Annotated in this window: 10 protein-coding genes and 1 pseudogene; 6 read left to right on the top strand and 5 right to left on the bottom strand. The window is 59.5% G+C overall.

What is annotated here, in order from left to right; genetic code table 11:
- Positions 1 to 12: 12 nt before the first annotated feature.
- Positions 13 to 96: pseudogene (locus ACIPIN_RS05795) on the bottom strand (hypothetical protein); the annotation flags it as partial.
- A 387-nt stretch (positions 97 to 483) separates the two neighbouring features.
- Here ACIPIN_RS05795 and ACIPIN_RS05790 point away from each other — a divergent pair.
- Both ACIPIN_RS05790 and ACIPIN_RS05785 read left to right on the top strand, forming a co-directional pair.
- Positions 484 to 2184 carry a sulfatase-like hydrolase/transferase gene (locus ACIPIN_RS05790; protein WP_401116510.1) on the top strand — a complete coding sequence of 567 codons (1701 nt, stop codon included), beginning with the start codon at positions 484 to 486 and terminating at the stop codon, positions 2182 to 2184.
- 20 nt (positions 2185 to 2204) lie between these two features.
- Positions 2205 to 2354, top strand: a complete 150-nt coding sequence (locus ACIPIN_RS05785) for a hypothetical protein (RefSeq protein ID WP_401116507.1) — start codon at positions 2205 to 2207, stop codon at positions 2352 to 2354.
- 23 nt (positions 2355 to 2377) lie between these two features.
- Here ACIPIN_RS05785 and ACIPIN_RS05780 read toward each other — a convergent pair whose 3' ends face one another.
- Both ACIPIN_RS05780 and ACIPIN_RS05775 read right to left on the bottom strand, forming a co-directional pair.
- Positions 2378 to 3031 (bottom strand): DUF2931 family protein, encoded by a 654-nt coding sequence (locus tag ACIPIN_RS05780; protein WP_401116504.1) that lies wholly within the window; start codon positions 3029 to 3031, stop codon positions 2378 to 2380.
- Between the two features lie 2 nt (positions 3032 to 3033).
- Positions 3034 to 4686, bottom strand: coding sequence for a phospholipase effector Tle1 domain-containing protein (locus tag ACIPIN_RS05775; RefSeq protein ID WP_401116501.1), 1653 nt, complete (start codon positions 4684 to 4686; stop codon positions 3034 to 3036).
- 356 nt (positions 4687 to 5042) lie between these two features.
- On the opposite strand from ACIPIN_RS05775, the gene ACIPIN_RS05770 reads away from it, so the two are divergent.
- From ACIPIN_RS05770 to ACIPIN_RS05755, 4 genes are all read left to right on the top strand, one after another.
- Entirely contained in the window at positions 5043 to 5711 is a 669-nt protein-coding gene (locus ACIPIN_RS05770; RefSeq protein WP_401116498.1) for an ABC transporter ATP-binding protein, read from the top strand.
- A 1-nt stretch (position 5712) separates the two neighbouring features.
- Positions 5713 to 8190: an FtsX-like permease family protein gene (locus ACIPIN_RS05765; protein ID WP_401116744.1), complete on the top strand. Its 2478-nt coding sequence runs from the start codon at positions 5713 to 5715 to the stop codon at positions 8188 to 8190.
- Positions 8180 to 9268 (top strand): lipocalin-like domain-containing protein, encoded by a 1089-nt coding sequence (locus ACIPIN_RS05760; RefSeq protein WP_401116496.1) that lies wholly within the window; start codon positions 8180 to 8182, stop codon positions 9266 to 9268. The genes ACIPIN_RS05765 and ACIPIN_RS05760 overlap by 11 nt, the downstream gene beginning before the upstream one ends.
- 127 nt (positions 9269 to 9395) lie before the next feature.
- The gene (locus tag ACIPIN_RS05755; protein WP_401116493.1) at positions 9396 to 9980 is read left to right on the top strand and encodes a hypothetical protein; all 585 of its coding nucleotides are present in this window, start codon (positions 9396 to 9398) and stop codon (positions 9978 to 9980) included.
- Between the two features lie 309 nt (positions 9981 to 10289).
- Here ACIPIN_RS05755 and ACIPIN_RS05750 read toward each other — a convergent pair whose 3' ends face one another.
- Both ACIPIN_RS05750 and ACIPIN_RS05745 read right to left on the bottom strand, forming a co-directional pair.
- Entirely contained in the window at positions 10290 to 11048 is a 759-nt protein-coding gene (locus tag ACIPIN_RS05750; protein WP_401116490.1) for an anti-sigma factor family protein, read from the bottom strand.
- On the bottom strand, positions 11041 to 11553 hold the full coding sequence (locus tag ACIPIN_RS05745; protein WP_401116487.1) for a sigma-70 family RNA polymerase sigma factor: 513 nt from the start codon (positions 11551 to 11553) through the stop codon (positions 11041 to 11043). Before ACIPIN_RS05745 ends, ACIPIN_RS05750 begins: the two co-directional genes overlap by 8 nt.
- Between the last annotated feature and the right edge of the window lies 1 nt (position 11554).

The raw sequence follows: 11554 nt of genomic DNA, 5'->3' as shown, positions 1-11554 counted from the left end.
TCCTTGTGCCGCACACCAAACCCGGTGACCGACAACTGCCAGGGCAGCTGCTTTTATCAGGCCAACGTAACCCGTACCAAATACGCTCACGTCCATACTGGCGTGCCTCGTAAAACGGTTGATGTAACTCAGATGAGACTGTCAAAAGGGGTATAGCCCAGCGTAGGCAAACCGTGTCAGCAAACTGACATGTTCTTCATGTTGAAAAACGGCCAGGAGCTAGGCGATTTGCCACCAAGTGCCGTCGGGCAGCGGCTTCTGCCTGTGGTTGAGGTGTTGCAGACGCTTTAAAGAAAGCGATAAACGGTCGAAAGGCTTGAATTACAAGGGTTGACAAGATGTTGGTGTGTCATTTTTGAGTCATCTTTTTTTTGACGCTTTTGCACTTCGGATGGCATTTCTTGCGCTTTAAGGGCGTGCTGCTAGTGTCAAAAAATGGCCAGTCATTAACTCGCCACACCGATCAGGAGCGATAAAGGACTCATGACGAGATACCTGAAGGAACTGCTGCTGGTTTTGTACTTGCTCAAGAGCTACGACTACTACCTGGAACGCCTGAACGCCATGGGCGTCGGGTTTGCCGTCGTGCTGTTTGGCGCAATGTTCGTCGCTCTGGTGGGGGCCTTGTGGCTCAGTGCTTACATCCGCCAGACGCTGGTTCGTCATCTGTTCGCACTGGTGATGTTTGTCTCGGCGGTATTCTTTGACGTTTATACGCGCGTGACCGCCGACTACCTGACGTACAGCAGTTTTGTGTCGCTGGTCTATTCCGGGGGCTTCATTCAAGAAGCGGTGTACCAGTATCGGACAGTGATTGTCAGCGCCGTGGCCAGTGGGCTGCTGCTGTTGTTCGGTATTGGCCTCAAGCCGCGTCGGCGTCTGGCATTGCCGGGCTATGCATTGGTAGCGGCGCCGCTGGCAGGCGTGATGCTGTTGAGCGCGGTGCTGTTCGTGCGGGCCGGCGAGGGCGCCCGGGGCTTGCCGATCATGTACACGCCGCTGGCCTACCTGAACCTGTTCGCCTACGAATCCCTGCACAACACGGTCGGCCCGCGTGAACCGGTCAGCCTGGCGCGGGTGAATTCGCCGGCCAGCCACGACATCGTATTGATCATCGATGAAAGCGTGTCCGGCAACTACCTGGACATCAACACCGAGTTCGGCGTGCACAGCAATCTCAAGGAGGCACACCCAGGCCTCGACATTTTCAACTACGGCTATGCCGCTTCCGTCGCCAATTGCAGCGCCGACACCAACGTGACCTTACGCTATGGCGGCACGCGCACGGACTACATGCGCATCAACTCGACCCTGCCGTCGATCTGGCAATACGCAAAAAAAGCCGGGTTGCACACGGTCTACATCGACGCCCAACGCACCGGCGGTAATCTGCAGAATCTGATGACCGATCTTGAGCGCAAGGACATCGATGAGTTCGTCCAGTTTGACCAGACCCACGTGCGCGACCGTGACATGGCGGCGGCGCAGAAGCTGATTGATCTGCTCAACGACGGCCAGCCTGCGCTGGTGGTGATCAACAAGGTCGGCGCGCATTTTCCGGTGCACGACAAATACCCGGACGATTTCATGGCCTATCGACCGACACTGCCGCGCGGGCAGTTCATGGAGGTCGCCGACACCGGCAAACGGGATGGCTTCAATGGTCAGCCGGATGACTGGCTGCTGTACCGCAACGCCTACAAAAACACCTTGTTGTGGAACGTCGGCGAGTTCTTCGCACGGGTGTTTGCCAAGGCTGATCTGAGCAACGCGACGTTGATCTACACCTCCGATCATGGCCAGGACTTGCACGAGCGCGGCAATCCTGGGTTAAACACCCATTGCGGCGGTGATCCGGTCGAGGAAGAGGGGCTGGTGCCGCTGGTGGTGATTCAGGGCAGAGGGTTGCACACCCTCGACTGGCAGGACGCGCTGCCCGGCAACAAGGACCGCTCCAGCCACTACAACATCTTCCCGACGCTGCTCCAGTTGATGGGTTATGACCTGACGGCCATCGAACCGATCTACGGCAAGCCGCTGAGCCAGCCGACCAATGACGATTTCACCTTCAACTATCGCTTCAATGCGCGGTTGGGGGCTAAGCCTGCCTGGCGACATATCGACCTCAAGACCATCGTCACGCCCGACCAGACTCCGTCCAGCGTTGCCGCACAAACCCCGTAGCTGCCGAAGGCTGCTATCTTTTGATCTTCCGGCAACCCGAAAAAGATCGCAGCCTGCGCCAGCTCCTGCGCCGGGCTGCGTTGGGCATGCAGCAGGCACCGTTGCTGCTGGATGAACCCGTGGCGTTGCAACTGGCGTTGTACATGGAATCGCATTATTGCTTCGAGTAGACGGAATCGGGCATCGACTGGAATCACCAACTTCCATAGGGAATGCCGAAGCGTTCGATGTAGCGTTTGGAGGATTCTTTGATCTTTCTGTAGTAACCGTTGTACTTGCCTTGATTTGGGCCTAGCGGCTCAATGCCGACTTGCCCTCGGTCAACTTTGTGAGCGCGGAAACAGTCGTCCCAGACCCAGACCTGAATGATGCCGCCCGGCGCCAGTCCCAGATTCAGGGCCGCACTCGGGTTGGCGGTAAACTCAGGGGTCTCATGGCACCGCTGGGCCGTCGAGTTGCGCATGATGTCGCGGGTGGATTCGGAGATATCGATCCAGCCCGCGTAGATCTTGCGTTCGACAATCGATTGCCAGCGCACAAAGAGGCGTTTCGGCAGGTCGGCGCCCGTGACTGGCATGCTGGCACTGCCAACACCCACCCAGCCCCGAGCATTTTCGGTTCCATTCTCGTGGTCGCTGCTACCCGCTACACCCGCCGCGATATCGTAAGTAATCCGCCCCTTTATGTCCTCGACAGCGGAGGTCTCGACCCATACCGTCATGTGAGCGGGCTCAGTGAAGCCGATATACCACCAAGATGTCCTGTAGTCGTTTTTGGCCGACAACGGATCGACGGGTTGGCAGGCACCTATCGATACAAGCGCTAATAACACGATCAGTATTTTCATGGTTACAGTGTCCATTCCGGTACATGAGGGTGGTGCACCCGTACGGCATCTGCCGTCGGGACATGGGCATAGGCCAGTTCGAAGGTGGTGGTGCGAGGCCCCGAGAGAAAGGTCGGGTTCCAGTGGGCGGACTGGTGGATGTAGTGCAGCTTCAGCAATTGCTCCTCAGCTGGCGTAATGCGGTAGTCACCTGCGACAAACCGCTCGCACAGTGGCTGAAGATCGGCTGGTGGAGCCAATTCGGGATCTTCCTGAAGGTCGTCAAACTCAATCCCATGCTTTTTGGCTGCCTCATACATCACCCGCAGGTACACCCGGGACAGTCCGGCGCCGATTTTACGCCGTAGCTGCAAGCCGACAAATACCCGCTTTTGTTTCGGCGCGTTCTGCTCTCTTGGTTCAGGTAGCAGCTTTACCGGATCAGGGGTGACCAGTTCCAGCATGTCCAGTTGCCAGCCTTTGGCGTGCCATTTCGCCCGTTCCCGTTGGGCATCGCGGTAGATCGAGGTGGTTTTTACGTCGGTGAACTGGCCCACTTCCAAGGCTTGCATGGGGCTGAGTAACACGCACTCTTCGATTTCATCGCGGTAACCACCGCCGATATCCGAATGAACCCCCGGCAGGCTGATTTCCGGGTGATCCGGGCCGACCCTGTTGAGGGCAAAGTTGGCGCGGTACTCGTCCCGCGCCACCAGTTGCAGCACATTGGGGAAATATTGCGGCATCAGGTACAACTTGACCCCGGGGGTTGTCGGACTGCGCACATAGCCCAGATTACTCAGGCCGCCGACGGAGGCAACGGTGTCGAACAGGCCGATAAACCCGGTGTTGACCCCTTCACCAAACACCTTGCTGAAACCCCGTGCAAACAATCTGTCGGGCAGGGACAGGGTTTCGCGCAACGGGCTGCCGGTTCTGGCCAGGCACAAGCAGGCGAAATGTCGGGCGGCGGCCGCACCACGGCTGAAGCCGAAAATATCGAAGATCAAGGAACTGATCTGGATGTCTGGGAAGCGTTCATGAAAGTTGCGCAACCGTTGTTTGACCTGACCGAACGCGTCAAATACCCGAGCTTCAATACCTGTCTCACCCCGACCCAACGCCATGCCCAGCAGCACACGATCTTGCCCGCCTGCGGTCGTGCCAATACCTTCGACGTAGACCTTATCGAATGCCTTTTTTTGCTGAATGATTTTTTCCTGGTCGATAGATGCCCTATACAAATCATGCAACCGCTTAACATTCGTCACTTCACCCCCATAGCTACTGTCAGGGTCTTGCATGTACGGCTTGCAACTCCCATCCATATCCTGCGCCGACACCGGATGATGAGCCCCGCACTTTCGCCCCATCTCGACATTGAACGGGTTGTTGCCGGTGCCATCGAAAAACACCCCTATACGCAGGGTGATCTTCACGCGGGCGGCCTCTTCACGCGCTTCTTTGGTTTGCCGGGCATCGTTGTACTGTTCTTCCTGTGCTCGCTGCCGAACCTGCATCTCGTCGTATCGGCGTTGGAACCGTTCCGAGTCCAGTGCTTTTTCTCGGTTGCGTTCGGCCGTTCTCCGGTTGCGTTCGGCTGTTTGTCGGGCGCGTTCTTTATAGGCATCGTCACGGCAGATGGCGCAGTGGTAACCCCCAAAATCCTCTCCCATGAATGCATCCCTTTTAGCGGAAAGCCCGTCCCTGGGCGCCAAATCAGTGATCGGTTTCTGGGGACAACAGTGAGCATTGAGGAATGGGTGACGCTGTCAGTAGCGGATTAAGAAAATGTGGGAACAAGACTGGTTTTTTGGAGCCTGCACCTGACAGACAAAACCTCAGGCTGAATTTGCTGGCGACGAGGCATGGAGCACGGGCTGAAAATTGGCTTGTGGGTTTTGTCTGACGCTATGTGTCAGACATGTTCCGACCCGGCACAGAAGGTGATTGAGCTGCGTTGACAGTTGCCGCCGTGGAGGCGGTGTAGTCCGCTATCCTTGGCCTTACTGTTTGCTGATCGAGTACTCCCATGCTTCAGGTGCAAGGCGTGTTCAAGAGCTACGCCACCCCGCAAGGTCCGTTGGCGGTGTTGCAGGGTGTCGACTTGCACCTGACGCAAGGCAGCAGCCTGGCGCTGATGGGCGAGTCGGGCAGTGGCAAGAGCACCTTGCTGCACTTGATTGCCGGGCTGGACAAGGTTGATCGCGGCAGCATCCGCATGGGTGATCAGCGTCTCGAGCAGATGAACGAAAGGCAGTTGGCGAATTGGCGGCGCAGCGAAATCGGCCTGGTGTTCCAGCAGTTCAACCTGATCGGCAGCCTGCGCGTCGAGGACAATCTGGCATTCCAGGCACGCCTTGCCGGGCGTCATGACCCGCGTTGGCAGGCGCAACTGGTAGAGCGGTTGGGGCTGGGGGATCTGCTCCAGCGTTACCCGGAGCAGTTGTCTGGCGGCCAGCAGCAACGGGTCGCTGTTGGGCGGGCGCTGGCGTCGCGTCCGCGCTTACTATTGGCAGACGAGCCGACCGGTAGCCTCGATGAGCACACCAGCGATGAGGTGCTCGACTTGCTGCTGGAACTGCTCGATGACAGCCCCACCAGTCTGTTGATGGTCACGCACAGCCAACGGGTCGCCGCACGGCTGGCAGCAAAAGTGGTGTTGCACGGTGGACGCCTGGTCGACGCAGGCCAACGCTGAGATGGGCGTTCTGCGTGAAACCTTGCGAGCGCTGCTCAGCCATTGGCGCCAGCATCCGGTGCAGTTTTTCAGTGTGCTGACCGGGCTCTGGCTGGCCACCAGCCTGTTGACCGGGGTGCAGGCGCTGAACAGCCAGGCGCGAGAAAGTTACGCCCGAGCCAGCCAACTGATTGGCGGTGAACCTCAGGCCAGTCTGAGTGCACCGAATGGCGCGACCTTTTCACAGGCGTCGTTCGTCAACCTGCGTCGGGCCGGTTGGCCGGTGTCGCCGCTGTTGCAGGCGCGAATCCAGCTCAAGGGTCATGAAGACTTGCGTTTGCAGCTGATGGGCATCGAGCCGCTGTCATTGCCGACCGGCTCGGCGCTGGCCGGGCAACGTCTGGATATGGCGCAAATGGTCGATTTTGTCGGCCCGCCGGGCCGCACCTGGATCGCCCCGCCAACCTTGCAGGCGCTGGGTTTGCGTGAAGGTGATCAACCGCAAAGCCTGAACGGGCAGACCTTGCCGCCGTTGCACAGCCAGGCCGACATGGCCCCCGGCGTGTTGCTGGTGGACATCGGTGCTGCACAGCAGGTGCTGGGCTTGCCGGAACAGCTATCGCGACTGTTGTTGCCCAAGGACTTCGCCGCCACCGAGCCCCGGTTACCCGCCGAGTGGGCGGGTCAGTTGCAACTCAAGCGCAGCGGTGAGGAAAACAATCTGGCGCGGCTTACCGAGAGCTTCCACCTGAACCTTGATGCGCTGGGCTTTCTGTCGTTCGTGGTCGGTTTGTTCATCGTCCACGCCGCCATCGGCCTGGCACTGGAGCAACGCCGTGGGCTGTTCAGAACCCTGCGTGCCTGCGGGGTCAGCGCGCGGATGCTGATCCTCTGTTTGTGCATTGAGTTGGGCGGTTTGGCACTGCTCGGCGGGATGCTCGGGGTGGTCAGCGGTTACCTGTTGGCCAGCCTGCTGTTGCCGGACGTTGCCGCCAGTTTGCGTGGCTTATATGGGGCCGAAGTGGCGGGACAGTTGAGCCTCAGTCCGCTGTGGTGGTTCAGCGGGCTCGGTTTGAGCCTGCTCGGCGCACTGCTGGCCGGCGCCAGTAGTTTGCTGCGGGCGGCGCGACTGCCGCTACTGGCGTTGGCCAACCCGCAAGCCTGGCATCAGGCTCATGCGCGCTGGTTGCGGCGTCAGGGCTGGGTGGCGGCACTCGCTGCATCGATCGGCGTTATCGCGTTGACGTGGGGTGACAGCCTGGCCAGCGGCTTTGTGCTGATGGCTGCGCTGTTACTGGGTGCCGCGCTGAGTTTGCCGGTGCTGCTCAATGCTGCGCTGAACCTGGTACTGCGGCGCAGCCGTTCGGTGCTGGGGCAATGGTTTCTCGCCGATTGCCGTCAGCAGTTGCCGGCCCTGAGCCTGGCGTTGATGGCGCTGCTGTTGGCGCTGGCAGCCAACATTGGCGCCGGCAGCATGACCGCCGGTTTTCGCCAGACCTTCAGTGACTGGCTGGAGCAACGGCTGACCGCCGAGCTTTACGTCAACCCGCAGAGCCCGGCGCAAGCCACCGCGTTGCAACAGTGGCTGGCGCAACAACAGGTCAGCGCGGTGTTGCCGAGCTGGCAGGTTGCGGTGTCGTTGCAGGGCTGGCCAGCGGACCTTTACGGGGTGATCGATCATGCGACCTATCGCGAACATTGGCCGCTGCTCGACGCGCTGGGCGAGCGCCCTTGGGATCAATTGGCCGCGCACGACACGCTGATGCTCAGCGAACAACTGGCCCGTCGACTCAAGCTGCGGCTCGGTGACCGCCTGAACATCCCCACGCCTCAAGGCACGTGGTCACCGCAGTTGATCGGGATCTACGCTGACTATGGCAACCCGAAGGGTCACCTGCTGGTCAACGCCGAACACTTGCTGCGTTATTGGCCGCAACTGACACCGAGCCGTTTCAACCTGAGGATCGAACCGGCACAGATTCCAGCGCTGCTCACCGCGCTACAGACGCGTTTTGCCCTGGACGACAGTCGGATCGTTGATCAGGCCCGACTCAAGGGCTGGTCGACACAGGTTTTCGAGCGCACCTTCGCGGCCACGGCGGCGCTCAACAGCCTGACCCTCGGCGTGGCCGGTGTGGCGCTGTTTATCAGTCTGCTGACCCAAAGCCAGAGCCGTCTCGGGCAACTGGCGCCGTTGTGGGCGCTGGGTGTGACGCGCCGGCAATTGATGCTGCTCAACCTCGGGCAGACCTGGTTGCTGGCGCTGCTCACACTGGTGGTGGCGTTGCCCTTGGGGCTCGCGCTGGCCGGGTGCCTGGACACGGTAATCAACGTTCAGGCGTTTGGCTGGCGTCTGCCATTGCGGGTGTTCCCGCTGCAACTCGCGCAATTGATGGGGCTGGCGATGCTCGCAACCTTGCTGGCCTCGGCCTGGCCGTTGTTCAAACTCTATCGCACGCAGCCGGCGGACCTGCTGAGGAGCTTTGCCCATGAGGATTAACCGGGCCGTCGGCGTGCTGTTGCTGGCCGTGCTGTTGCTGGCATTGACGGGTTGTGATGATTCTTCGAAGAACAGCGAGGGTTTCGCCGGGTTGGGCAGCGAAGCGGCGGCGTTCAAGCAGGTGACGCCGGGCCGGGTATTCAGTTTCCCGGCCGATCACGGCGCGCATGACGGTTACCGCGTCGAATGGTGGTACATCACCGCCAACCTCAAGGACCCGCAGGGCCGGGAATTCGGCGTGCAGTGGACGCTGTTTCGCAATGCCCTGAAGGCCGGGCTCGAGCAGCCCGGCTGGGCCAGCCAGGTGATCTGGCTTGGTCATGCCGCAGTGACCTCAGCGACCATTCACCACGCTGCTGAACGTTATGCCCGTGGTGGCGTCGGCCAGGCCGGGGTTCAGAACGTACCGTTTGCGGCGTGGATCGATGACTGGCGTCTGAGCACTCAAGCCGACACCGCGAACCCGCTGGCAGAGATGCAATTGCAGGCGAGCGGCAAAGGCTTCAACTATCGACTGCGGCTGAGTTCCAGTCGGCCGTTGGTGCTGCATGGCGAGCAGGGCTTTAGTCAAAAATCCGAACAGGGACAGGCGTCGTACTACTACAGCCAGCCGTTCTTCCAGGCCAGCGGCAGCCTGGAAATCGATGGCACGACGTATCAGGTCAGCGGTCCGGCCTGGCTCGACCGTGAATGGAGCAGCCAACCACTCACGGCCGACCAGACCGGTTGGGACTGGTTTTCCCTGCACCTGGACAGCGGCGCGCAGTTGATGCTGTTTCGGGTGCGGCAGAAGGACGGGGCGGCGTACCTGACCGGCACCTGGATCAACCCGGACGGCAGCGCTGTGCAACTGTCGGGGGACGAGATCAGCCTCACGCCGTTGGCGTCTTCCGAGGTGGCCGGGCGGAGTTTGCCTACGCGCTGGTCGATCAAAGTCCCGGGCAAAGGCCTGGACATTACCAGTAGCGCTTTGAACCCCAAGGCCTGGATGGATTTGCGCATTCCCTATTGGGAGGGCCCCGTGCAGTTGAGTGGCAGCCATGCCGGCAACGGGTACCTGGAAATGACCGGGTACTGAGCTTTTAGCTGCAATGTTTCGGGTGAAATCGAGATCTGCGTCTATGCTCCTTCGGCACAGATGACCTTAGGCATGAGCCGAGGTCGCTGTGTGCATTTTTTACTTCAAACACAGGGAACGTACCGTTATGAAACTTAACTCACTGGCCAAAGCCATCACCCTTGCGACGTTGCTTTCTGCCGGCAGCCTCAGTGCCTATGCGGCCGATATTCCGTTGTCGAACACGCTGGAAGCTGATCAACTGGTCACCAAAGTTCTGTCTGTCGACGCCGCCAATCATCAAGTGGTGGTCGAAGGTGCCGACGGCCAGCCGGTTCATGTCCAGCTCAGCGACAAAGCCAAGGATCTCGGCCATCTGAAAGCCGGTGACAAGGTTCAGGTCGATGTCACCCACTCGGTGGCCGTTGTACTCGACACCGATGTCGAGAAGGGCCTGCCGAGCGCCAGCGAAAGCAGCGGGGACGCGCGTGCCACCAAGGACAATCCAAACCCGGGTGGCGAAGCGTTCCGTCACGTTCAGGTACAGCTGAAGATCACCGCGATCGACCTGAAGAAGCACCAGGTGACATTCGAGAACCCGGCGGGCGTGAAAAAGACCGTTACCGTCGAGAAGCCAGAAATTCGGGCCAAGCTGAAAGACCTCAAGGTCGGTCAGAGCGTGGTGGTGACTTACACAGATGTGCTGAAAATCACCACCGAGCACGAAAGCTGATAGCCGCAGGCTAGAGCGACTCCCGGGGTCTTTGCGTCCCCGAACAGGGACGCAGATCTGACCGAACTGGTTCGTTTTTTTTCGCTTCAAACAATTTCACGGAAACATTGTGTCCAGATTTATTCAGAATTTGTGAACGGACAGATTGTTTGCGTTGAATTAAAATCCCCTCGTTCGCTCAGTGTCGGGGCTCTTTACCGGTGCATGGATTGCCAGGCCAATACACTGGGCGAACACCTTCCTCCGGGCGCGATAAACAACATTTCACCGCACGTCTCAGGGCCGATGGCCTGCACGTTACACCCCTCGTTAAAAAGCACCCTGTGCAAGCAACTGGCTGAAGACTTCCAGCTCGGTTTTTTCCAGATCGGATATCACGATAAAACGCATGTGATGGTCTTGCCAGGCAACCACGTTGTAGCCGCGGATGGACTGACTTAGCCGGGGTTTATCGGTTTCTGTCGTCGGCAGAATAAACACGTTGATGATGTGTTTCGCCCGCCCGTAGGACAGCGCAGCGGTGGTCTGGTGTTGCAGGTAATCCAGCCGCCCACCCAGCAAAGGGAAACCCTGTGCCGAGAAGTCGAACACCGGCGGCGAAAAGTCCAGCTTGCCGGTAAACCAGGGTTTGACGGTGTGCCGGTCGGAGGACACGACATCGTTCAAGTGTTGGGCCATCAGCGAACGCACATGGCTGGACACCGCTTCGTCCAGCCAGGGTTGCTCAGGCGAAGGCGTGGTCACATACAACACCAGGGCCATGGCCAACGCGACCGCGGAAAACGCCGGTGCCAGCCACTTTTGTGCGGCGTCTCTCAGGGCTCGCCAGGGAGAAGTCGGTGACTGGGGATTGGCGAAGACCTCTTGAATCAGTGCGTCGGGCGCCGCGTAATAAGGCGCATAGGTCTTGACGCTGGCGATCAACCGTTGCGCTTCGTCATGCACGCGTTGGCAGTCGGCGCATTGCGACAGGTGCTCGGCAACGTTCGTTGCGCTCGCACTGTCCAGTTCATGGTCCAGGTAGCCATGAATCAGTTCGTGGCAGAGCGTGCAGTTGATCTCATTCATGGCCTTGCAACTTCAGTAGTTCCAGCTTGAGCATGGCGCGAGCCCGGGCCAGTCGGGACATGACGGTTCCAAGTGGTATGTCGACCACTTTCGCGATGTCCTTGTAGGGCATGTCTTCCAACTCCTTGAGGACGATCATTTCACGGAAGACCGGGGGCAGGGCGCGCAGTGCCTGCTGAATCCGTGTGGCGTCCTCCGCCTGCATGGCGAGCAGTTCCGGTGTCTGGCTGTGGCTCAAGGCAAAATTGTCTTGCGAGATCTCATCGCCGATGGCGACCCAACGATGACCGGTCGAGCCCTTGAGCCAGTTGTAACTCTCGTTGCGTACGATCGTCAGGAACCAGGCCCTGGCGTTGCCGTCCGCGAAACGATGCAGAAACCTGAACGCCTTGAGCGCACTTTCCTGCACCACATCATGCGCCGCGCTGTCACTGCCGGTGAGCCAGCGTGCGAGGTTATAAGCCGCATCCATATGTGGCGCAAACAGCTCCTCAAATCGCTTCATA

The sequence above is a fragment of the Pseudomonas sp. NPDC087697 genome (genome assembly GCF_044743155.1).
Classification (GTDB): Bacteria; Pseudomonadota; Gammaproteobacteria; order Pseudomonadales; family Pseudomonadaceae; genus Aquipseudomonas.
Note: the sequence above shows the minus strand (reverse complement) of the source record. Positions and strands in the feature narration are given on the sequence as shown.